At 73.6% G+C, this 22,414-nt stretch carries 17 protein-coding genes; 12 read left to right on the plus strand and 5 right to left on the minus strand.

What is annotated here, in order from left to right:
- Positions 1–6 precede the first annotated feature (6 nt).
- Complete coding sequence (gene tesB / locus ACIGNX_RS21390) at positions 7–930, plus strand: acyl-CoA thioesterase II (protein ID WP_396542404.1); 924 nt, start codon at positions 7–9, stop codon at positions 928–930.
- A gap of 470 nt (positions 931–1,400) precedes the next feature.
- Here the strand turns inward: tesB and ACIGNX_RS21395 are convergent, their stop codons facing one another.
- Together ACIGNX_RS21395 and ACIGNX_RS21400 are read right to left on the minus strand one after the other, a co-directional pair.
- Complete coding sequence (locus tag ACIGNX_RS21395; RefSeq protein ID WP_396542405.1) at positions 1,401–2,786, minus strand: pyridoxal phosphate-dependent decarboxylase family protein; 1,386 nt, start codon at positions 2,784–2,786, stop codon at positions 1,401–1,403.
- Between the two features lie 9 nt (positions 2,787–2,795).
- On the minus strand, positions 2,796–3,302 hold the full coding sequence (locus ACIGNX_RS21400; protein WP_396542406.1) for an Lrp/AsnC family transcriptional regulator: 507 nt from the start codon (positions 3,300–3,302) through the stop codon (positions 2,796–2,798).
- Positions 3,303–3,361: 59 nt separating this feature from the next.
- On the opposite strand from ACIGNX_RS21400, the gene ACIGNX_RS21405 reads away from it, so the two are divergent.
- A complete protein-coding gene (locus ACIGNX_RS21405) occupies positions 3,362–3,964 on the plus strand; it encodes a LysE family translocator (protein ID WP_396542407.1) in 603 nt (200 codons plus the stop codon).
- A gap of 66 nt (positions 3,965–4,030) precedes the next feature.
- On the plus strand, positions 4,031–5,833 hold the full coding sequence (locus ACIGNX_RS21410; protein WP_396542408.1) for a sigma-70 family RNA polymerase sigma factor: 1,803 nt from the start codon (positions 4,031–4,033) through the stop codon (positions 5,831–5,833).
- 115 nt (positions 5,834–5,948) lie between these two features.
- Here ACIGNX_RS21410 and ACIGNX_RS21415 read toward each other — a convergent pair whose 3' ends face one another.
- Both ACIGNX_RS21415 and ACIGNX_RS21420 read right to left on the minus strand, forming a co-directional pair.
- Positions 5,949–7,829, minus strand: coding sequence for a ricin-type beta-trefoil lectin domain protein (locus tag ACIGNX_RS21415; RefSeq protein WP_396542409.1), 1,881 nt, complete (start codon positions 7,827–7,829; stop codon positions 5,949–5,951).
- Between the two features lie 176 nt (positions 7,830–8,005).
- A complete protein-coding gene (locus ACIGNX_RS21420; protein ID WP_396542410.1) occupies positions 8,006–9,013 on the minus strand; it encodes a LacI family DNA-binding transcriptional regulator in 1,008 nt (335 codons plus the stop codon).
- 120 nt (positions 9,014–9,133) lie between these two features.
- Between ACIGNX_RS21420 and gndA the strand changes: the two genes are divergently transcribed.
- From gndA to ACIGNX_RS21435, 3 genes are all read left to right on the plus strand, one after another.
- Positions 9,134–10,573 (plus strand): NADP-dependent phosphogluconate dehydrogenase, encoded by a 1,440-nt coding sequence (gene gndA, locus ACIGNX_RS21425; protein WP_396542411.1) that lies wholly within the window; start codon positions 9,134–9,136, stop codon positions 10,571–10,573.
- A 24-nt stretch (positions 10,574–10,597) separates the two neighbouring features.
- Positions 10,598–11,215 carry a rhomboid-like protein gene (locus tag ACIGNX_RS21430; RefSeq protein WP_396542412.1) on the plus strand — a complete coding sequence of 206 codons (618 nt, stop codon included), beginning with the start codon at positions 10,598–10,600 and terminating at the stop codon, positions 11,213–11,215.
- Between the two features lie 315 nt (positions 11,216–11,530).
- Complete coding sequence (locus tag ACIGNX_RS21435; protein ID WP_396542413.1) at positions 11,531–13,735, plus strand: SulP family inorganic anion transporter; 2,205 nt, start codon at positions 11,531–11,533, stop codon at positions 13,733–13,735.
- Positions 13,736–13,932: 197 nt separating this feature from the next.
- On the opposite strand, the gene ACIGNX_RS21440 is transcribed toward ACIGNX_RS21435, so the two are convergent.
- On the minus strand, positions 13,933–14,256 hold the full coding sequence (locus ACIGNX_RS21440) for a hypothetical protein (RefSeq protein ID WP_396542414.1): 324 nt from the start codon (positions 14,254–14,256) through the stop codon (positions 13,933–13,935).
- 169 nt (positions 14,257–14,425) lie between these two features.
- Between ACIGNX_RS21440 and ACIGNX_RS21445 the strand changes: the two genes are divergently transcribed.
- The 6 genes from ACIGNX_RS21445 to ACIGNX_RS21470 all read left to right on the plus strand — a co-directional run bounded on the left by ACIGNX_RS21445 (position 14,426) and on the right by ACIGNX_RS21470 (position 22,406).
- The gene (locus ACIGNX_RS21445; RefSeq protein WP_396542415.1) at positions 14,426–15,274 is read left to right on the plus strand and encodes a helix-turn-helix domain-containing protein; all 849 of its coding nucleotides are present in this window, start codon (positions 14,426–14,428) and stop codon (positions 15,272–15,274) included.
- Positions 15,275–15,290: 16 nt separating this feature from the next.
- Complete coding sequence (locus ACIGNX_RS21450) at positions 15,291–15,482, plus strand: DUF397 domain-containing protein (RefSeq protein WP_396542416.1); 192 nt, start codon at positions 15,291–15,293, stop codon at positions 15,480–15,482.
- Positions 15,483–15,698: 216 nt separating this feature from the next.
- Positions 15,699–16,349, plus strand: coding sequence for a DedA family protein (locus ACIGNX_RS21455; RefSeq protein WP_396542417.1), 651 nt, complete (start codon positions 15,699–15,701; stop codon positions 16,347–16,349).
- A gap of 386 nt (positions 16,350–16,735) precedes the next feature.
- Positions 16,736–19,588, plus strand: coding sequence for a BTAD domain-containing putative transcriptional regulator (locus ACIGNX_RS21460; RefSeq protein WP_396542418.1), 2,853 nt, complete (start codon positions 16,736–16,738; stop codon positions 19,586–19,588).
- A 105-nt stretch (positions 19,589–19,693) separates the two neighbouring features.
- Positions 19,694–22,042: a chitinase C-terminal domain-containing protein gene (locus ACIGNX_RS21465; RefSeq protein ID WP_396542419.1), complete on the plus strand. Its 2,349-nt coding sequence runs from the start codon at positions 19,694–19,696 to the stop codon at positions 22,040–22,042.
- Between the two features lie 175 nt (positions 22,043–22,217).
- Positions 22,218–22,406, plus strand: coding sequence for a hypothetical protein (locus ACIGNX_RS21470; RefSeq protein ID WP_396542420.1), 189 nt, complete (start codon positions 22,218–22,220; stop codon positions 22,404–22,406).
- The last annotated feature ends 8 nt before the right edge of the window (positions 22,407–22,414 follow it).

A 22,414-nucleotide genomic window follows, 5' to 3' on the forward strand; every position in this document is an offset into this window, starting at 1 on the left:
GATGACGTGACCGAGGCTGCCCGCGCCGCGGCAACCGCCGGGTTCTCCGGAGTTCCGCTGGACCCCGACGGCGTGCCGCACGGGCAGCCCGTGCTCGACCGCCTCGTCGCGCTGCTCGACCTGGAGCGCATCGAGGAGAACATCTTCCGCGGCGTGTCGCCCGCCGAGTCGCCCGTGCGGGTGTTCGGCGGGCAGGTGGCCGGCCAGGCGCTCGTCGCCGCCGGCCGCACCGTGCCCCCCGAGCGCCGGGTGCACTCGCTGCACTCGTACTTCATCCGCGGCGGCGACCCGGCCGTGCCGATCGTGTACGAGGTCGACCGCATCCGGGACGGGCGCTCGTTCACCACCCGGCGCGTGGTGGCCGTCCAGCACGGCAAGGCGATCTTCGCGCTGTCGGCGTCGTTCCAGCTCGACGAGCCGGGCCTGGACCACCAGGAGCCGATGCCGTCCGTGCCGCCGCCGGACTCGCTGCCCACCTACGCCGAGTCGGCGGCCGGGTACCTGCAGAAGGTGGGCATGGCCCGCCTGCCCCGCCCGATCGACATCCGGTACGTGACCGAGCCGCCGTGGCGGGCCCGGGAGGACGGACCGGGCGAGGCGCGCAGCCAGGTGTGGATGCGGGCGGACGGCCGGCTGCCCGACGACGACCTGCTGCACGTGTGCGTGCTGGCCTACGCGTCGGACATGACGCTGCTCGACTCGGTCCTGGTCCGCCACGGCGTGTACTGGGGCACGGACAAGGTGCTGGGCGCGAGCCTGGACCACGCGATGTGGTTCCACCGCCGGTTCCGCGCCGACGAGTGGTTCCTCTACGACTGCGCCTCGCCGTCCGCCTCCGGGGCGCGCGGCCTGGCCACGGGTCGCTTCTACAGCCACGACGGCCACCTGGTCGCCACCGTGGTCCAGGAGGGCCTGCTCCGGGTCCTGTAGTCGACCGGCTGCGCCGCGCGATCGATGGGCATCGGCACGTGGCCCCTCGACTTGCCCACCCTCGACGCTGGGGACGCACTGCCCGAGCCGCCCGCGCACCGCTTCGCGGTGATGGGGGGTCTGCTCGTCGCGCTGCCGGAGCCGCCGCCCGCACCAGGCGGTGGCGGCGCGCCTGGCGAGCCGACTCGATGAGCCCGCCCGCCGACGGAGGTCCGCGGCGGGTGGACGCCGCCGACGTGCTCCTGGCGGTGGAGATCGGCTCACCGGGCGCCGGCGGCACCGACCGGGTCCTCAAGCCCGCGAGTACGACAAGGCGGGTATCCCGCACTTCCGGCTGCTCGAACTCGACGAACCGACCACGCTCACCGCCTTCACCCTGGTCGACGGCCACTACGAGCGCGTGGCCGGTGGCCCGGGCGAGCTCGGCGTGCCCGACCCCTTCCCGGTCGCGCTCGCCCTCGGCCCGCTGCTCAGCCGGTAGCGGCCAGGGCGTCCCACAGGGCGCGGACGTGGTGTTCGCGGGTCGCTTCCGCGCCGATCGCCACGCGGATCGCGAAGCGGCCGGCCACGACGGTGTGCGTGACGAAGGCGTCGCCGGAGGCGTTGACCCGGTCCATCGCCCCGCGGGTGGCCTCGTCCCCGTCCCGGTGCGCGATGGTGACCAGGGACAGCGACCGCGGGACGACCAGCTCCCAGTCCTCGGACGCCTCGACCCACGACTCGAGCAGCGCCGCCAGGTCCACGTGGGCGCGCAGGTGCTCGCGCACGCCCTCCAGGCCGTACCAGCGCAGCACCGACCACAGCTTGAGCGCCCGGAACCGGCGGCCCAGCGGGATCTGCCAGTCGCGGTAGTCGGTGACGGCACCCGAGTCGGTCGCGGTGTTGCGCAGGTACTCCGGCAGGATCGTGAGGGCGTCCACCAGCAGGTCCGGGTGCGCGGTCCAGAACAGCGACAGGTCGAACGCGGTCAGCATCCACTTGTGGGCGTTCGCGGTGAACGAGTCGGCCAGCTCCACGCCGTCGAACAGCGGCCGGAACTCCGGGCACAGCGCCGCCGGGCCCGCCCACGCGGCGTCCACGTGCAGCCAGATGCCGTGCTCGGCGCACACGGCGGCGATCTCGCGCACCGGGTCGACCGCGCCGGTCCCCGTGGTGCCGACGGTCGCGCACACCAGCACCGGCCGCAGCCCCGCGGCCACGTCGGACCGGATGCGCGCGGCCAGCTCGTCCGCGCGCATCGCCAGCCGCGAGTCGACCCCGATCGCCCGCACGGCCTGCTCGCCGAGGCCGGCCAGCCGCGCCGCCCGCTCCAGCGACGAGTGCGTCTGCGACGACACGTAGACCACCTCGGTCCCGTCCACGCCGGACTGCCGCCACTTCCCGCCGGAGGCCCGGTGCAGGGCGGCGAGCACGGCGACCAGCGCCGCGGACGAGGCGGTGTCCTGGATGACGCCGCCGCCCAGGAAGGACGGCGGCAGGCCCAGCGCGCCCACCAGCTCGTCCATCAGGTGCTGCTCGACCTCGGTGGCGGCGGGCGAGGTGGACCAGAGCATGCCCTGCACGCCCAGCCCGGACGAGAGCAGGTCGCCCAGCACCGAGGGCAGCGACGCGTTGGACGGGAAGTAGGCGAAGAAGCCGGGGTGCTGCCAGTGGGTCGTCCCCGGCAGCACCACCCGGTCCAGGTCCGCGAGCAGCCCGTCGAAGCCCTCGCCGCGCTCCGGCAGCGGGGACAGCCGTTCCCGCACCCAGCCGGGCTCGACCTGGGAGCGCACGGGGAAGTCCTCGACGCGCGAGCGGTAGTCGGCGATCCAGTCGACCACCTCGTGCCCGATCCGGCGGAACTCGTCAGGGTCCATGCCCGGAATCTATACGCGCCGCCTGCGGTGGCTGGGCCGCCGGTCGTCGGGGGGCGTCAGGGCCCGGGTCTCGACCCGCTCCAGCACCACCGAGCTGGTCAGGTTCCGCACCTCGGTCCGCGAGGCGATCTTGTCCATCAGGAACGCCTGCAGGTGCGTGCTGTCGGCCACCGCGATGTGCACCAGGAAGTCGGCCTGCCCGCTGACGTGGAACAACGACCGCGTCTCCGGCTGGGCCATCACGAACCGCCGGAACGCCGCCACCACCGGCCTGGTGTGCGGGCGCACGTTGACCGACACCACGGCCTCCAGCGGCAGTCCGGTGGTGCGCGGGTCGACCACGGCGTGGAACCCGGTGATCACGCCGAGGTCCCGCAACCGGCGCACGCGGTGCAGGCACGTCGACGGCGCGATGCCGACCCGCTCGGCCAGGCTCCGGTTCGGCAGCGTCGCGTCGTTCTGCAACTCCTCCAGGATCAGCCAGTCGACCGAATCCAGTTCGGCTGTCTCGCTCACAACCGAACACCGTAGTCGTCAGGTGGAACGCACCCGAACGCCTCGCCGAGGATGCCGCCGTGCACATCGCCTGGACTTCCTTCCTGCTCGCGCTCGTCGTCATCACCCTCGTGCCGGGCCCCGACTTCGTGCTGGTGACCGGCAACGCGGTGCGCGGCGTGCGGTACGGCGCGCTGACCGCGGCCGGTGTCGTGACCGGGCTGCTGGTGCACGCCCTGCTGGCCACCGCGGGGCTGTCCGCGCTGGTCGTGGCGGCACCGGCGGCGTTGCTGGCGGTCAAGGCGGTGGGCGCGCTGTACCTCGCCTACCTGGGCGTGATGACGCTGCGGGCGGCACGGGCGGGCGCGCCGGTCGCCGCGGCACCGAGGTCGGGGCGGTCGCTGTTCCTGCGGGGCGTGCTGTGCGACCTGCTCAACCCGAAGGTGATGCTGCTCTTCCTCAGCCTCGTCCCGCAGGCGATGGACCCGGCCGCGCCACCGCTGCCGCAGGCGGCGCTGCTCTCGGGCGTCGCGGTGGGCGTGTTCGCGTGCTTCTGGGCCGTGGTGGTGCCGCTGGCGGGCCGGCTGGCGGCGCTGCTGGCGCGGCCCGGGGTGCGGCCGGTGTTCGAGCGGCTGTGCGGCGGCGCGCTGATCGGGATGGCCGCGTCCGTGCTCGCTGCCTGATTTTCGTTATCGTGACGCCGGCCGCGGAGTCTCCGGTGGGTGAGCCCGGACTCGGAGAGGAGCGGTATGCGCACACCAGGGGACGCCGGGGCGGTCGTGGCCGCGCAACGCGGCGAGCCCGGCGCGTTGGACGCGCTGGTGGCGGCCTACCTGCCGCTGGTCTACAACGTCGTCGGCCACGCGCTGGCCGGCCACCCGGACACCGACGACGTGGTGCAGGAGACGATGCTGCGCGCCCTCAACGGGCTGTCGAAGCTGCGCGAGCCCGAGTCGTTCCGGTCGTGGTTGTTGGCCATCGCGCTGAACCAGGTGCGCGACCACCACCGGGGCAGGCCGCCGGTCGCCGACGTCGAATCGGCCGACGTGGCCGACCCCGGCGCGGACTTCGCCGACCTGGCCGTCACCCGCCTCCGGCTCACCGGGCAGCGCCGGGAGGTCGTGGCGGCCACCCGGTGGCTCGGCGACGACGAGCGCGAGCTGCTGTCGCTGTGGTGGCTGGAGCAGGTCGGCCGGATCACCCGCGCCGAACTGGCGCGGGCGCTGGACCTCACGCCGCAGCACGCGGCCGTGCGGGTGCAGCGGATGAAGGCGCAGCTCGACGCCGCCCGGGTGGTGGTGCGCGTGCTGGCCGCGCCGCGCTGCGGCGAGCTGGCCGAGGTGCTCGCCGACTGGGACGGGCGGCCGAGCGCCCTGTGGCGCAAGCGGATCGTGCGGCACGCGCGGGAGTGCTCCCGGTGCGGGCGGGGGTTCGACGACCTGGCGGCGGTGGACGGGCTGCTGGCGCGCATCCCGCTCGTGCCGCTGCCCGCCGGGTTCGACCTGCTGCCCGCCGAACCGGTGGCCGCCGAACCGGTGGCCGCCGTGGCGGAGCACGGGTGGTGGGCGCACGCCGCGACCAAGCCGCTGATCGCGGCGGCGGCCGTCGCGGCGGTGGCGGGCGCGGTCGTGCTGCTGCCCGTCGAGCGGGCGCCGGAGCCGCTGGCGGCACCGGTCGCCGTCACCTCGACCACGACCACCACCGCGCTCGCGCCCACGACCACCGCACCGACGACCACGACCGCCACGACGACGACCACGACCACCACCACGACGACCGCTCGGCCGCCGGCCCCCGCGCCGGTCGTGCAACCGGTGGCCAGGTCGGTGAAGAAGGGTGTGAGCACCTGGCGCTTCGACGGCGTCACGCGCGCGTTGTCCGACGTCGGCGCGGGCTGGTTCTACAACTGGGCGCCGACCAGGGAGGACGTGCAGGCGCCCGCCGGCGTCGAGTACGTGCCGATGATCTGGGGCGCGAAGGCGGTGACGCCGGGCAACCTCGCCGCGGTCAAGGGGCAGGGCACCGCGCTGCTCGGGTTCAACGAGCCGGACCTGGCCGAGCAGTCGGACATGACGGTGGAGCAGGCGCTCGACCTGTGGCCGCAGCTCCAGGCGACGGGGATGCGCCTGGGCAGCCCGGCCGTCGCCCACAGCGCCGACAAGGCGGGCGGCTGGCTCGACCGGTTCCTGGCGGGCGCGCGCCTGCGGGGGCTGCGGGTCGACTTCATCACGCTGCACTGGTACGGCTCGGACTTCGGCCCGAACGCGGTGGGGCACCTGGAGAACTACCTCGACGCCGTGCGTGCCCGGTACGGCCTGCCGATCTGGCTCACCGAGTACTCGCTGGCGGACTTCTCCGGCGGTGGGGTGCGGTACCCGGACGCGCGGCAGCTCGCCGACTTCGCCGGCGCGTCGTCGCGGATGCTCGAAGGACTGCCCTACCTGGAGCGCTACGCGTGGTTCGCGCTCCCCGCGGACAAGCCGGGCACGGGCCTGTACCTGCCCGGGGGAACGCCCAACCGGGCCGGTGAGGCCTACCGGGCCACCGGTTGAGCGAGCGCCCGTCGCCGGTCGTGCGGCGCGGGCGTTCCGGGGTGCCGGCCCGTCGCCGGTCGAGCGGCGGCGGGCCGGTTCCCCTCGCGGTGCGCCGCGGTGGCGCACCCGGCGGTCAGGCGATGGTCCACTTCTGGTTGGCCGCGCCGGTGCACGTCCAGATCTGGAGCCGCGTGCCGTCCGCGCTGTTGTTGTCCGTGACGTCCACGCACTTGCCGGTGGCCGGGTTCACCAGGTCCCGGCCCGAGGTGTGGGTCCACTGCTGGTTCGCCCCGCCCGCGCAGCTCCACAACTGCAACTGCGCGCCGTCGGCCGTGCCCCGGTCCTTGATGTCGAGGCACTTGCCCAGCGCGCGCAACGTGCCGTCACCGGGCCGGGACCACTGCTGCGCCGCCGTGCCGTTGCACGAGTACAGCTGCACGGCCGTGCCGTCCGCGCTGCTCGCGCCCGCCACGTCGACGCACTTGCCGGCCAGGCCGGTGATCGCGCCGCCGCTGCCGCCGGGGTTGCCGGAGCCGGGCGTGCCCTGCCAGGTGAACGTCGCCGTGGTGCGGGCGGGCAGGGTGTAGGTGAACGACTGGTTGCCCCAGTTGACCCGGATCGACTGGGACGACGTGCCGCCGTTGTGCGCGATCAGGGCCTTGGAGCCGTCCGGGTTGCGCCAGGCCACGTTCTGCACGGTGCCGTTCGCGGTCGAGTCGATCCGGTACGCGCCCGGCCGGACGAACTTCGTCAGGTGCCCGGTCGTGTAGTACTCGATCGTGTAGTCGACCTGGCCGGCGCGCGAGCCGCCCTCCTGCACCGTGATCAGGCCGGTGCAGGTGCCGCAGCCACCGTTGTGCGGCCCCATGTTCTGGTTCAGCGCGAGGCTCCACTTGACCAGGCTGGAGCTCCAGTTGCGGGCGTAGTTGACGATGTCGGCCATGTCCTCGTTGTGCTGGTTCGAGATCCACGTGCCGCCGGAGTGCTCGGTGCTGAACTGCTTCACGCCCGGGTACTGGTCGTGCACCTGCGTGCCGACGGCCGGGTCGCCGAAGTAGCCGTGCCAGGCGATGCCGCCGAACAGCGGGTCGTTGCGGACGCCCGCGTCGTTGAGCACGCCGGAGCCGAAGTTGGCGTAGTCGCCGTAGTTCCAGTCGTGCACCAGCACCTTGGTGGTGATGCCGGCCGCGCGGAAGGCCGGGTAGAGGTTGTTCTTGGTGAACTCGACCAGGCCCGCCGGGTTCCAGCTCATGCCGGGGTAGTCCATCGCGGTCGGGTTGCCGGACTGGCAGCAGTTCGGCTCGTTCTGCACCGACACGTAGTCGACCGGGACGCCGGCGGCCTGGTAGCTCTGCACGTACTTGACGAAGTACTGGGCGTAGGTGGGTGCGTACTCCCACTTGAGCCAGCCCATCTGGTCCATGCGGCCGTTGTCCTTCATCCAGCCCGGCGCGCTCCACGGCACGGCCTTGACCCGCAGCTGCGGGTTGAGCTGCTTGGCCTGCTGGGTCAGCAGCCGCACGTTGGCGTCGTAGCCGTTCGCGCCCCAGTCGTTGAGGTCGCAGCACGTGTCGTCCAGCGAGACGTTGCCGGGCCGGGACAGGTCGGACGCGCCGATCGGGTTGCGTACGAACGACAGGCCGATGCCGTCGACCGGGTGGAACAGCCTGCGCATCACCGCGTCGCGCGTCGCGGCGGAGACGGGCCCGCCGCGCAGCAGGTAGGCCGTCGTGTCGGTGATCGACGCGCCGCCGCCCTCGAACTGCTGGTAGGTCGTGCCCTCGTTGACGGTGATGGTGTGGGTGGCGCTGCCGCCGTTCGAGCCGAACGCGATCGACGGCTGCTGCGCCAGGCCGCGGGTGACGACGCGGCCACCGCTGTCGGAGGTGGTGGTGAGGTAGACGTTGACGGTCTCACCCGCGGCGGACGCGGGCGAGGAGGCGGCGAGCGCGGCCGCGGCGGTGATCAGGGCCAGGCCGGCGCTGGTGAAAGCCCGACGGTGGGAAGAGGGCACCCCGGACTCCTTTCACGACGTTGTGGGCAGGGGTCGGCAGTCTGGAGCTCCTGAAACAAAATGGAACATTGTGTGGAACTTGTTCGCACGTGAAGGAAACAATGGGTGCCGAACCCGTGTCAAGGTCGTGCTTTCAGACCGGTAATTACCGTGAAACGGCAATGGAACGCGGCACCTCAGCCGCGCGGCACGGGCCCCGTCGACGCCCTGACCACCAGTTCCGTGGCCAGCTCGACGTGCAGCGCCTCCAGCTCGTGCCGGTCGAGCAGCCGCGCCAGCAGCGTCACGGCCATCCGCCCCATCTCCTGCAACGGCTGCCGCACGGTGGTCAGCTCCGGCCGCGTGGCGCGGCTCAGGTCGAGGTCGTCGAACCCGGCGACCGACACCTCGCCCGGCACGTCCAGGCCCAGCTCGCGGGCCGCCCGCAGCGCGCCGACGGCCATCTTGTCGTTGAACGCGACCAGCGCGGTCGGCCGGTCCGCGAGCCCCAGCAGGTCCCGGGCGGCCCGGTGGCCGTTGTCCTCGGTCGGCTCGTCCACGTGCCGCAGCAGCTCCGCCGACGGCAGCACGCCCACGTCGGACAACGCCGCCGCGTACCCGGCCAGCCTGCCGTCGCTCGCCTGCCAGTCGGGCGGCCCGCCGAGGATGCCGATCCGCCGGTGGCCCAGCTCGACCAGGTGCGCCATCAGCCTGCGCGCGCCCGCGAAGTGGGCCGCCGACACCGACGCGACGTCACGGGGCAGCTCGGTGCGCGGGTCGACCACCACGAACGGGAAGCGGCGGTCCCGCAACCGCACCAGCTCCTCGGCTGGCTCCGGGGGCAGGATCAGGATCGCGCCGCCCACATCGGACCTGGTCGCGAGGCCCGGCAGCGCGGGCTCCCGCTGCGCGGACACGCCCGCGCTGAGCACGACCCGCCGGTGGTGCAGGGCCAGCGTCTCGGCGACGCTGGAGACGATCAGCCCGAAGTAGTCGGTCAGCAGGTACGGGCAGCGCACGTAGATCGGGCCGGCCGGCTTCGCGCCCCGCGTCCGCGGCGCCTCCGCGCCCATCCCGGCCACGGCCCGCAGCACCAGCTCGCGGGTGTGCTCGGCGACGTTGGCCTGGCCGTTGAGCACGCGTGACACCGTGGCGATGGACAGCCCGGTCGCCCGCGCCACGTCCCGCACCGTCGCCCTGGTCATCCCGCCCCCTGTTCCACGCTGTTTCACGATGTTACAGGGCCGCCGGAGCGGTCGGCGGAACCCCGTGGTCAGGGGCGTCGCACAGGTGCGCGCGAACGCGGATTTCGGCACGCTGTGCAGATGACCACCTCCGAGGCACCCGCGCGGATCGCCGTCACCGGGCTCGCCGTCATGGGCAGCAACCTGGCGCGCAACCTCGCCCGGCACGGCTACCGCGTCGCCGTGCACAACCGCAGCGGCTCCCGCACCGAAGCGCTGATCGCCGAGCACGGCCACGAGGGCGACTTCGTGCCCGCCGAGACCCTGGAGGAGCTCGTCGCGAGCCTCCAGAAGCCCCGCCAGATCATCATCATGGTCAAGGCCGGCGCGCCCACCGACGCCGTCATCGACGAGCTGGTGCCCCTGCTGGAGCCCGGCGACATGGTGATCGACGGCGGCAACGCCCACTACGCCGACACCCGCCGCCGCGAGGCGGCCCTGCGCGAGGCCGGGCTGCACTTCGTCGGCACCGGCATCTCCGGCGGCGAGGAGGGCGCGCTCAACGGCCCGTCGATCATGCCGGGCGGGTCCGCCGAGTCCTACGCGCACCTGGGGCCCGTGCTGGAGGACATCGCGGCCGAGGTCGACGGCGTGCCGTGCTGCGTGCACGTCGGGCCCGACGGCGCCGGCCACTTCGTCAAGATGGTGCACAACGGCATCGAGTACGCCGACATGCAGCTCATCGCCGAGGCGTACGACCTGCTGCACCGGGTCGGGGGCCTGGCGCCCGCCGAGGTCGCCGAGGTCTTCCGCGGCTGGAACACCGGCGACCTGGAGTCCTACCTGGTCGAGATCACCGCCGAGGTGCTCGGCCACGTGGACGTCGAGACCGGCGCCGCGCTGGTCGACGTGATCGCGGACGAGGCCGAGCAGAAGGGCACCGGCCGCTGGACCGTGCAGGAGGCGCTGGAGCTGGGCGTCCCGGTGACCGGCATCGCCGAGGCGGTGTTCGCGCGGTCGCTGTCGGGGCGGGCGGGCCAGCGCCGGGCCGTGCGGGAGGCGTTCGGGTCGGCCGAGGTCGTCGGGAACGTCGACGCCTCGCTGGTCGAGGACGTGCGGCAGGCGCTGTACGCGTCGAAGGTCGTCGCCTACGCGCAGGGCTTCGACCAGATGCGCGCGGCGAGCGCCGAGTACGGCTGGGACCTCGACCTGGGCGCGATGGCCACGATCTGGCGCGGCGGGTGCATCATCCGGGCCCGGTTCCTCGACCGCATCCGCGAGGCCTACGACAAGGAGCCGGAGCTGGCCTCGCTGCTCGTGGACGACTACTTCCGCGACGCGGTGCGCTCGGCGGAGGAGGCGTGGCGGCGCGTCGTGGTCAAGGCGGTCACCTCGGGCGTGCCCGCGCCCGGTTTCGTCTCCGCGCTGGCGTACTACGACGGCCTGCGGTCCGAGCGCCTGCCGGCGTCCCTGATCCAGGGCCTGCGCGACTTCTTCGGCGCGCACACCTACCGCCGCACCGACCGCGAGGGCAGCTTCCACACCCTCTGGTCGGGTGACAGGTCTCAAGTGGACGCCTGAGGCCACCGGCCCGATCATGGCCGGGTGCGCGACCGCTTCCGCCGCAACCCCGTCACGGCCGGCTACCTGTCGGCCGTGGCGGGGCTCGCGCTGCTGATGCGCTTCGTGTTCGCCGACGGCATGTCCGCGCAGGTGCGCGAGTCGCTGAGCACCAACACGACCAACCTCGCCGACCACCCGGTCAACGCGCTGCTGGGCAGCGCGTTCGTGCTCGACCCCGCCCGCGACGGCCTGGTGACCACCGCGCTGGCCGTGGCCGCGGTGGCGGTCTGCCTCGCCGTGCTGGAGCGCGAGGTCGGGCCGTGGCGCGCGGCGGCGGTGGTCCTCGCCGGCCACGTCGGCGCGGCCCTGGCGACGGCGGTCGTCATCTCTTCGGGTGCCTACCCGACCGACCTGGCCGACGCGGTCGACGTGGGTGTCGGCTACGTGGCGTTCGCCGCGGCCGGCGCCGTCACCGCGCTCGCCCCGGTGGTGCTGCGCGTGCCGTGGTTGGCGCTGCTCGTGGCGTACCCGTTGGCGGGCGCCGAGTGGTTCGGCGCGGTGCCCGAGTTCGCCGCCGTGGGCCACGTCGCCGCGGTCCTCATCGGACTGTGCGCCGGCGCGTTCGCGGTCGGCCGCGCCCACGCGGCCGTCGGCCGGTGAGTCCGTCACCAGGGGTGACGCCCCACCCGTGATCAACACGACCGGGTGGAACCGCTGGGAGACCACCCGGTGCCTCGGTCATGATGGTGTGGCCGCGACCCTTGCGACGCGGGCTGTGCCGACACGTCCTCCCTGTGCCGACACGGAGGTGCCACTTGGGCTGCCCCCACCACCGCGCCCGGGGCGGGTCCCGACCCGACCCGCGCCGACCGCGTCCGCTGCCGCCCTTAACCGGGCCGTAGGCGCCCTCCCCGACGACGACACCCCGCGCACCCGGCGCGGGGCGATGCCGCTGTGCCGATCGGAAGGACCGACATGAACCGCCCACGCCCCAACAAGTCCCACGCGGGCGAGCACACCACGGCCGGACCACCGGGCGGGTTGGCCGCCGTGCTGCGGCACGACGTGCCGTCCTCCGCGGTGGTGTTCCTGGTCGCCGTGCCGCTCTCGCTCGGCGTGGCCGCCGCGGTCGGCGCGCCCCTGATGGCCGCGGTGGTCTCCGCGTTCATCGGCGGGGTGGTGGCGGGCTCCCTGAGCGGCGCGCCGCTGCAGATCAGCGGGCCGGCCACCGGCCTGGTGGTGATCGTCGGCGGGCTCGTCGCCGAGTACGGCTGGCCCGCCACGGCGGCCATCACGCTCGGCGCGGGCGTGCTGCAACTGCTGTTCGGCCTGGCCAGGCTCGGCCGGGTCGCCCTCTCCCTCTCACCCGCCGTGGTGCACGGCATGCTGGCCGGCATCGGCCTGAGCATCGCGGTCGGGCAGCTCGCCGTGGTGCTCGGCGGCACGGCGGCCACGTCCGTCGTGGACAACCTCGTGAAGATGGCCGGCACCGAGGTGCGTTGGCCCGCCCTGCTCGTCGGCGCGCTCGTGGTGGCCGTGCTGGTGCTGTGGCCGCGGGTGCCGCGCGCGTCGGTCGTGCCCGCGCCGCTGGTGGCCGTACTGGTGGCGACGCTCGCCTCGACGGGCTTCGACGTGGCCCGCGTCGACCTGCCCGACGACCCGCTGGCCGGTTTCACGCTGCCGGAGCTGCCGGTCGGCGACGTCGGCGGGATCGCGTTCGCGGTGCTCACCGTGGCCGTGGTGGGCAGCATGGAGTCGCTGCTGTCCGCCGTGGCGGTCGACAAGCTGCACGCCGGGCCGCGCGCGGACCTCGACCGCGAGCTGATCGCACAGGGCACGGCCAACGTCTTCGCGGGCGCGCTCTGCGCGGTCCCCGTGGCCGGCGGGATCTCCCGCGGCTCGACGAACGTCGCCGCGGGCGCGCGCACCCGCGCCTCCACCGTGCTGCACGGCGTCTGGATGGCGCTGTCCGCGCTCGTGCTCGGCTCGGTGCTGGAGCTGGTGCCGCTGGCCGCCCTGGCCGGGGTGCTGATGGTGGTGGGCTTCCGGCTGGTGAGCGTGCGCCGGATGCGCGCCCTGTGGCGGCACGGCGAGTTCTCCGCCTACGCGGTCACCCTCCTGGGCGTGGTGGCGCTCGGGCTGGTGGAGGGCGTGCTGCTGGGCGTGGGCGCGGCGGCGCTGCGGTCGCTGCACCGGCTGACCCGCGCCTCGCTGCGCGTGGAGCAGGAGCCCGACGGCTGGCGCGTGGTGGTCCGCGGCTCGCTGGTGTTCTTCGGCGTCGGCCACCTGGTGCGCGGGCTGCGCGCCATCCCGCTGGGCCAGCGCGTGGTGCTGGAGCTGCACATCGACTTCCTCGACCACGGGGCGTACGAGGCGATCGACGACTGGCGCACCGGCTACGAGCGGCTGGGCGGCCACGTCGAGGTGGACGAGGTGCACGACACCTGGTTCAGCAAGGCCACCAAGGGCATCCCGGCGCTGCGCAAGACACCGCTGTCACCGCCGCCGAGGTGGTTCGCGCCGTGGTCGCACTGGCAGCGCCACCGGCACGTCGCCCTGCCCCGGCAGCGCGCCGACGCCGACCCGATGATCCGGGGCATGCGCGAGTTCGAGCGCAGCACCGCGCCGCTGGTCCGCCCGTTCCTGGCCGAGCTGGCCGAGCGGGGCCAGCGCCCGAGGCAGCTGTTCATCACCTGCGCCGACTCCCGCGTGGTGCCCAACCTGATCACCACGAGCGGCCCGGGCGACCTGTTCTGCGTGCGCAACATCGGCAACCTGGTGCCGCTGGACGGCGACGACTCGGTCGGCGCGGCGATCGAGTACGCGGTGGAGGTGCTGGCGGTGGAGACGATCGCGGTGTGCGGGCACTCCGACTGCGGCGCGATGAAGGCCGTGGTGCACGGCTCCGCCCGGCCCGGCACGCGGCTGAACGCGTGGCTGCGCGCGGTCGAGCCGAGCCTGATCCGGTTCCACGCGGGCGAGTCGGACCTGCCGGTGGTGGACCGGCTGTCGGTGGCGAACGTGGCGCAGCAGCTGGACAACCTGATGGCCTACCGGAGCGTGCGGGAGGCCGTGGCCTCGGGGTCGCTGCGCCTGGTCGGCATGTACTTCGACATCTCGGCGGCGCGGGTGTACCTGGTGGACCCGGAGCGCGACGGGCTGGAGCCGGTGGGGGTCTGACCCCCGTCGCGGGGTGGTCGGCCCGCTGGTGGACCGACCACCCCGGTTCGAGCCTCGGCCTGCCGTCCGACCCCGGTCGGGGGTCGCGGGGTCGGTTCGGCGGCGGGCTCGGTTCGGGTCGGGCGGCGCGGGTGGGGATCGGTTCCGGGAGTCGCGTCGCCCGGTGGCACGGGGACGGGCCCCGTGCGGCTGAGGGGCTAGCCGGCGTCGCGCAGGTGCCCGTGGTGGCCGTCGGACCGCCCGTCACCGCCGACGGTGAGCGCGAGCTGCGCGCCGAGGTAGGCCCGGCACGGCGAGGGCAGGCGCCTGCTCCAGCGGCGCGTGCGGCAGGTGGGGCAGCGGCCGTGCTCGTCGGGCGTGTGCTCGTCCAGCAGCGCCTTCACCGCGGTCACCACCCTCGGCAGCTCGGAGCGGGCCAGTTCGACCGCCGTGCGGTCGTCGCCGGTCGCGGCCAGGCGGACCAGCGCGGCCAGGTGCTCGTGGAGGGACCGGTCGAGCTGGCTGAAGACGGTGGTGGACACCTTCAGAGCTCCTTCCCTGGGGCGGGTGCTGCACGCAGCCTGTTACCGCCTCCGGCCGCCTGCAAGTTGCAGTACACGAATGGATGACCTCCCTTTGCTCCGTTCGCGGCCGGGCACAAACTGGACGGCGGCCCTGCCGGTCGGGGGTCTCCTGGCGAAAGGTGTCCGCATGCCACGGGGCAGCAGCCCGACGCTGCGCAAGCGCCGGTTGGTCGGCGAGCTGCGCAGGCTGCGCGAGGCGGCCGACCTCACCATCGAGGACGTCGCCGCGCGGCTGGAGTGCTCGGCGTCCAAGATCAGTCGCATCGAGACCGGCCGGGTCGGCGTGACCCCGCGCGACGTGCGGGACATGCTGGCCGCGTACGGCGCCGACCGCGGCACGCTGGACGAGCTGGTGCAGCTCGCCCGCGACGCGCGGCGGCGGGCGTGGTGGGACGAGTTCGGCGACGTCGCGCCCGGCCGCTACGTGGGGTTCGAGGCGGACGCCGAGCGGGTGCGCACCTACCAGGGCCTCACGGTGCCGGGCCTGCTCCAGTCCGAGGCGTACACCAGGGCGTTGATCCGGGCGGTGCTGCCCCACGCCGGGCCCACCGAGGTGGACCGGCGGGTCGAGCTGCGCCAGGCGCGCCAGGCGCTGCTCGTGGAGGACGACCCACTGCGCCTGCACGCGGTCGTCGACGAGGCGGCCCTGCGCCGGCTGGTGGGTGGCCCGGAGGTGATGGCCGACCAGCTCCGGCGGCTGGACGAGGCCGGGAGGAGACCGAACATCACCCTCCAGGTGGTCTCGTTCGAGGCGGGCGCCCACGCCGCGATGGACGGCCCGTTCGTGATCCTGTCCTTCCCCGAGCAGACCGATCCCGCCGTGGTATACCTCGAGAGTCCGCGGGGCGACGTCTACTTGGAACAGCCGCCGGACGTCGCCAGGTACTCCGACATGTTCGCTCGGCTCGGCGCCGAATCGCTCGACCCGGACGCCTCGTCCGCGCTGATCGGGCGGGTGGCGCGCGAGCTCGCCTGAATCCGAGGTGAACGCCGTGCAACGCCAGTGGCGCAGGAGCAGCCGGTCGTCCGCGGGTGGTCCGGAGTGCGTGGAGGTCGCGCTCGACCGGGACGGGACCGGGGTGCGCGATTCGAAGGACCGAACCGGCGGCGAGCTGGGCTTCGGCCTCGCGCAGTGGCGTCGGTTCACCGATGACGCGAAGGGCGGCGCGTTCGACCGGGGGTGACCGGTCCGCGATCACCCGGAGGTTCGGCCACCCGGAGGTTCGGCCACCCGGATGGTCGGCCACCCCGGGGTTCGGCCACTGGTCGTACGACCTTGGTCGGGCGTCGGGTCAGCCCTTGGTCCGATGCGCCCGCCGGTGGCGGTGCGGTGGACTCCCCTTAGCCTGCACTCCGGTGCTCGTGATCCGCGGTGCTCGTAATCCACAGGGGGACGAACGATGGCCTTGCTGACCGACGCCCTGGAAGGGCTCGCCGGCCTGCCGCAGCCCGCCGTGCTCGCGGTGACGGGCGCGCTGACGTTGGCGGAGTGCACGCTGGGCGTGGGCTTCATCGCGCCGGGCGAGAGCGCGCTGCTGCTGGCCGCCACGACGGTCACCACCGCGTCCCGGTTCCTGGTGATGTGGCTCGTGGTGTCGGTGTGCGCGGTGGCGGGCGACAGCATCGGCTACTTCCTCGGCCGCCGGTACGGCGACCGGCTGCGGGAGAGCAAGGTCGTGCGCAAGCTCGGCCAGGAGCACTGGGACTCGGCGGGGGCGCTGCTGCGCAGGCGTGGTGCCTGGGCCGTCTTCTTCGCCCGGTTCATGCCGGTGGTGCGCACCCTGGTGCCCGCGTCGGCCGGCGCGTCGAAGCTGGAGTACCGCCGGTTCCTGCCCGCCTCGATCGCGGGCGCGGTGTGCTGGTCCGCGCTGCACATCGGCATCGGGTCGGCCGCGGGCGCCTCGGCGAAGTACGTCGAGTCGGCGTTCAACGGCGCGATGTGGGTGCTGATGGGCGTCGCCGCCGTGGTCGGCGTCGTGGTGGTGGTGCGCCGGCGGCGCAAGGCGGCCAGGGCGACCGCCGCGCCGCGGGAGCTGGAAGAGGTGGCCTGACGCCCGTCCCGCCCGACCCCGGACGTGGTCGAAGGGGCCGCGGCCGGGGGTTCGGGTCCCGGCCGCGGCCCCTTCCACTGGGGGAGGGCAAAGGAGGTGGGTCATCCCCTACCGGATGACCCGTCTCCAGGTGGAGAAGGGGACGAGGGCGGGCCGGCGTTCCGCCGCCGCGGGCTGGATGCCCCTTGCACGCCGGCCTGCCCTCGTCGTTCGGGGAGAGCAGCGGATGTTCCGCTGTCTGGTCCAACCTCGCCCACCGGGGTTCGCCCTGTGTGGTTGGTCGGACACGCTTAGCGTAAGAATGCGGCTACAGGACGACTGGAGTCGGACTGAAGTGATCTCCTAGGCTCGGTCTGGGTCTCAACGTCTCGGCGAAGGATCGGTCGGTGGCAGACGGCGGCGGCGAGCGCTTGCGGTTCGAGGTGCTCGGCCTGCTCCGGGCGGTGCGCGGTGGCGGGGAGGTCGACCTCGGCGCCGCCAAGCAGCGTGCCGTGCTGGCGGTGCTGCTGCTGGCCCGCAACACGCCGGTCAGCCGCGACCAGATCATCGAGGCGGTGTGGGGCGACAACACGCCCACCAGCGCCGTCAACCTGGTGCAGACCTACGTGGCCGGCCTGCGCCGCGCGCTGGAGCCCAGCCGGGCCCGCCGCGCCCCGGCCGAGCTGCTGACCTCGGTCGGCGACGGCTACCTGCTGCGCGTCGACCCCCAGCAGGTCGACCTGGACGAGTTCGAGCGCGGCGTGGCGGAGTCGGCCCGGCTGCGCGCCTCCGGGGACCTGGTCGCCGCCGCCACCGCGCTGGACGAGGCGCTCGGCCTGTGGCGCGGCGAGCCGCTCGGCGGTGTCGTGGGCCTGTTCGCCGAGGTGGAGCGCGGCCGGCTGGCCGAGCGCCGGGTCGCGGTGCTGGAGGAGCGGGCCGAGCTGCTGCTGCTGATCGGGCGCGGCGCGGAGCTGGTGCCGTCGCTGACCGCGCTGGTCGACGAGCACCCGTTGCGGGAACGCGGGCACGGCCTGCTGATGCGGGCGCTGTGCCAGGCGGGTCGGCAGGCCGAGGCGCTGGCGGTGTACCGGCGGGCCCGCCGGGTGCTGGTCGAGGAGCTGGGCGTCGAGCCCGGCCCGGAGCTGCGCAAGCTCCAGCACGCCGTGCTGGCGGGGGAGGACCCCGAGCCGGACCGCCCGACCAGGCCCATGGTGTTGCGCCCGGTGGGCGAGTCCGCGTCCGCCCTCACGCCGGCGCAGCTGCCGCGGGCCTCGGCGTCCCTGATCGGCCGCGACGAGGAGCTGGCCCGCCTGGACGGCCTGCTGGCCTCCTACCGGGACGGCGGGCTGGTCCTCGTCGTCACGGGCCCCGCGGGCGTCGGCAAGACGGCGCTGGCGCTGCACTGGGCGCAACGCGTGCGCGAGGAGTTCCCGGACGGCCAGCTGTACGTGGACCTGCACGGCTACGACCCGAACCAGGAGCCCCTGGGCGCGGGCGAGGTGCTGAGCCGGTTCCTGCGCACGCTGGGCGTGCCGTCGCCGGACATCCCGGTCACGGTGGAGGAGCGCTCGGCGCTGTTCCGCACGCTCGTCGCGGACCGCCGCATGGTGGTGATGCTGGACAACGCCCGCGGCTCGACCGAGCTGCTGCCGCTGCTGCCCGGACCGCCGTCGTGCGTGCTGGTGACGTCCCGCCGGCGGTTGGTCGGCCTGGTGGCGCACGCCGAGGCGCGGCTGGTGGAGCTGGACATGCTCGACCCGGACGCGTCGGTGGCCGTGGTCAGCCGCGTCGCCGGCCGGGACGGCACGGAGGCTGCCGCCCTGCGCCGGCTGGCCGTGCTGTGCGACGGGCTGCCGCTGGCGCTGCGGATCGCCGCGGCCCGGCTGGCGGTCGCGCCGACGCTGCGGGTGGCCGAGCTGGTCGCCGAACTGGACGACGAGCACGGCAGGCTGGCCGCCCTGGGGTTGGAGGACGAGGACTCGACGGTGCGGGCGGCGCTGGACGCCTCGCGCCGGGCGCTGTCGCCGCTGCCCGCGCGGCTGCTGGCGCTGCTCGGCCTGCACCCGGGCCCGGACGTGACGGCGTTCGTGGCCGCCGCCATGGCCCGGGTGCGCGTGGCCGACGCGCAGCGCGCGCTGGACGCGTTGACGGCGGCGAACCTGCTGTCGGTCAACGAGTCCGGCAGGTACGGGGCGCACGACCTGGTGCGCGTCTACATGCGCACGCTGGCCGCCGAGCTGCCCGCCGCCGAGCGGCGCGACTCGACCAGCCGGATGCTCGACTTCTACCTGCACTGCGCCGACCTGGCCGACGGGCGGCTGCCGGTGGCGCGCGGCAGCGTGCGGGTCGCGCCCGAGCACGTGCCCGAGCAGACGCCGAAGCTGCAGACCTCGGCCGAGGCGATCGCCTGGCTGGACGCCGAGCAGGCCAACGTCGTCGCCGCCGCGGAGCTGGCCGCCGCGCCCGGTGCGGACCCGGAGTGGCTGGTGCACGCCTGGCAGCTGCCGTACACGCTGTCGCGGTTCCTGTGGCTGCGGGCGGACCGCACGACGTGGCTGCGCACGACCGAGGCCGCGCTGGAGGCGGCCATGACGCTGGGCGACCCGGCGGCGAAGTTCGTGATGCTGTTCAACCTGGGCATCGCGCTGGCCCAGTTCCAGCGGATGGACGAGTCGCTGGCGCGCCACCGCGAGGCGTTGGAGGTGGCGCGGGCGTCCGGTGACGTGAACGCGCAGGCCAGGGCGCTGACCACGGTCGCGGACATGCTCCAGTTCCTCGGTCGGGTGGACGAGTCGGAGGCGTCGTACCGGGAGGCGCTGGAGGTGAGCCGGGTGGCCGGGTCGCGGTGGGCCGAGGCGAACGCCCACCACAACCTCGGGCTGTTGCACCTGGCCTCGCGCCGCTACGACGAGGCCAAGTCGTGGCTGCGGGCGGCGGTGACGATGTACCGCGAGGTCGGCGAGCAGTGCGGCGAGTCGACCTGCCACACCGACCTGGCGATGGTGCTGCTGGAGTCGGGCGAGGGCGAGGACGCCGTCACGTCGGCGCGCACGGCGCTGGAGGTGGCGTCGGCCGCGGCCAGCCCGTACCACCAGGCGATGGCGCACGACCGGCTCGCCACGGTGTTCGACCGGCAGGGGCTGCCCGGCGCGGTGGCGCACTGGCAACGCGCGCTGGCGCTGTTCACCGAGCTGGGCGCGCCGGAGTCGGACCAGGTGCGGGAACGGCTGGCCCGGGCCCGCGCCGGCACGGCCGTCTGACCCCGTACCCCTAGTGGTCTGGACCTATTGACACACAGGTCTAGACCTATTTACGGTTTCCGTGCTGCGTCGTGGCCGCCGCCTCGTGCAGGAGGTGTGCTGGCTTTGTCCAGGAGAACCAGGTTGTCGCCGCTCGTGGCGCTGCTCGCCGCGGTGGCCGGGCTCGTCGTCGCCGTCGCGTCACCGTCGTCGCCGGCCTCCGCCGCGGGGGAGGAGTGCCGCCCCGACGGCCTCTACCAGACCCCCGGCGTCGCCGTGCCGTACTGCTCCGTCTACGACACCGAGGGGCGGGAGTCGCTGGGCGGCGACCGCACCCGCCGGGTCATCGGTTACTTCACCAGTTGGCGCACGGGCCGCAACGGCACGCCCGCCTACCTCGCCTCCGACATCCCGTGGAGCAAGGTCACCCACCTCAACTACGCGTTCGCGCACGTCGACGCGCAGAACCGGGTGTCCGTGGGCCCCGACGGGCCGGACAACCCCTCCACCGGCATGACCTGGCCCGGCGTCGAGCTGGACCCGTCCCTGCCGTACAAGGGGCACTTCAACCTGCTCAACAAGTACAAGAAGCAGTACCCGAACGTGAAGACGCTGATCTCGGTCGGCGGCTGGGCGGAGACGGGCGGCTTCATCAACCCGGACGGCACGCGCAACGCCTCCGGCGGGTTCTACAAGCTCGGCGCGCAGCCGCAGGCCACTGTGGACGCCTTCGCCGACTCCGCGGTGCAGTTCATCCGCACGTACGGCTTCAACGGCGTGGACATCGACTACGAGTACGCCACGTCGAACAACTACGCGGGCAACCCCGACGACTTCTGGATCTCCAACGCCAACCGCGGCACGCTGTGGGCCGGCTACGAGAAGATCATGAAGACGCTGCGGGAGAAGCTGGACCGCGCCTCGCAGCAGGACGGCAAGCACTACCTGCTTACCGCCGCCGTGCCCGCCTCCGGCTGGCTGCTGCGCGGCCAGGAGTCGTACCAGGTGACCCGCTACCTGGACTACCTCAACGTGATGAGCTACGACCTGCACGGCTCGTGGAACCACTTCGTCGGCCCCAACGCCGCGCTCTACGACGACGGCAAGGACGGCGAGCTGGCCGCGGGCGGGGTGTACTCGGCGGGGCAGTACGAGGGCATGGGCTACCTGAACACCGACTGGGCCTACCACTACTACCGCGGCGCGATGCAGGCCGGCCGGATCAACCTCGGCGTCCCCTTCTACACCCGCGGCTGGCAGGGCGTCACCGGTGGCACGAACGGCCTGTGGGGCCGGGCCGCGCTGCCGGACCAGACGAAGTGCCCGGCCGGCACGGGGTCCAGCGTCGGCTCGACCACCCCGTGCGGCAACGGCGCGGTCGGCATCGACAACCTGTGGCACGACTCGACCGCGGGCGGCGCCGAGGTGCCGTCGGGCGTGAACCCCATGTGGCACGCCAAGAACCTGGAGAACGAGATCACGCCGGACTACCTGGCGCAGCACGGCCTGGACCCGGCCAACGACCCGACCGACCGGATCTCGGGTTCCTACCAGCGGTTCTACGACAGCACGCTCACCTCGCCGTGGCTGTGGAACGCCGACAAGAAGGTCTTCCTGTCCACTGAGGACGAGCAGTCGATCGCGGCCAAGGCGAAGTACGTGGCGGACAAGGGCATCGGCGGCATCATGATCTGGGAGCTGGCGGGCGACTACCGCTTCGACAGCGCCAAGGGCCAGTACACCGTCGGCGACACCCTGCTCACCAAGATCAACGAGGGGCTGCGCGGCGCGGCGCCGTACGGTGCGCGCAAGGCCGCCGGCCCGACGCCGGGCCAGGTGCTCGACGTCAGCGCCACCGTCTCCGGGTTCGCCCTCGGCGACAACAACTACCCGATCACGCCGAAGCTCAAGCTGACCAACAACTCCACCACCACCCTGCCGGGCGGCACGAAGGTCGAGTTCGACTACGGCACCAGCGCGCCGGGCAGCATGGCCGACCAGTCCGGCTTCGGGCTGCGGGTGACCTCCAAGGGCCACTCGGGCGCCAACGTCGGCGGCATCAAGGGCGACTTCCAGCACGTGGAGCTGGCCCTGCCGAGCTGGCAGCCGCTCGCGCCCGGCGCGTCGGTCGAGGTGGCGCTGAGCTACCAGCTGCCGATCGCGTCGCCGTCGAACTTCAAGCTCACCTTCGGCGGCCAGTCCTACGCCATCGCCTCCGACCACCCGCGCGGTGGTGGCGGCGGCACCACCACGACCACGACGACCAGCACGACCACCAGCACGACGACGACCACGACCACGACGACCAACCAGCCGAGCTGCACCACGCCCGCGTGGGACCGCGCCAAGGTCTACAACGGCGGCAACGAGGTCTCCCACAAGGGCAAGCGCTGGCAGGCCAAGTGGTGGACGCAGGGCGACGAGCCCGGCACGACCGGCGAGTGGGGCGTCTGGCGCGACCTCGGCGCCTGCTGAGGGCCTCCCCCGTGCGCTGACGTGCACCTGAGGCATCCCTTACCCGCCGTCTGCCACCCCTTACGGCGGCGGGTAAGGGGACCAGCCCCGGAACCCGCGTGAACGACCGATGCCCGGTCCCGCGCCTCAGGGCGACTCTTCGTGTCACCAGGACGAAGCACACGAGGAGCACGTCATGGAGTGGACGCCAGAGTCCTTGAAGGCCGAGATCGACTACCGGCAGGCCGCCCTGCGCGCCGACGCCGCCGACTACCGCGTCGGCCGCCGGACGCACGCGGTGAAGCGGTCGTGGTGGCGGCGGTGGGGTCACCGCACCGACCCGGACGCACCCGGTGCGGGAAATGACCACCGCGAGGCCGCCTGAGGTGTGAC

It is taken from the genome of Actinosynnema sp. NPDC053489 (assembly GCF_044544865.1).
GTDB lineage: Bacteria > Actinomycetota > Actinomycetes > Mycobacteriales > Pseudonocardiaceae > Actinosynnema.

Bases quoted from the DNA above. Each gene is read 5' to 3' on its own strand.
- ACIGNX_RS21395 (WP_396542405.1), bottom strand. From the start codon at position 2,786: ATGGACCCTGACGAGTTCCGCCGGATCGGGCACGAGGTGGTCGACTGG.
- ACIGNX_RS21410 (WP_396542408.1), top strand. From the start codon at position 4,031: ATGCGCACACCAGGGGACGCCGGGGCGGTCGTGGCCGCGCAACGCGGC.
- ACIGNX_RS21420 (WP_396542410.1), bottom strand. From the start codon at position 9,013: ATGACCAGGGCGACGGTGCGGGACGTGGCGCGGGCGACCGGGCTGTCC.
- gndA (WP_396542411.1), top strand. From the start codon at position 9,134: ATGACCACCTCCGAGGCACCCGCGCGGATCGCCGTCACCGGGCTCGCC.
- ACIGNX_RS21435 (WP_396542413.1), top strand. From the start codon at position 11,531: ATGAACCGCCCACGCCCCAACAAGTCCCACGCGGGCGAGCACACCACG.
- ACIGNX_RS21445 (WP_396542415.1), top strand. From the start codon at position 14,426: ATGCCACGGGGCAGCAGCCCGACGCTGCGCAAGCGCCGGTTGGTCGGC.
- ACIGNX_RS21455 (WP_396542417.1), top strand. From the start codon at position 15,699: ATGGCCTTGCTGACCGACGCCCTGGAAGGGCTCGCCGGCCTGCCGCAG.
- ACIGNX_RS21470 (WP_396542420.1), top strand. From the start codon at position 22,218: ATGGAGTGGACGCCAGAGTCCTTGAAGGCCGAGATCGACTACCGGCAG.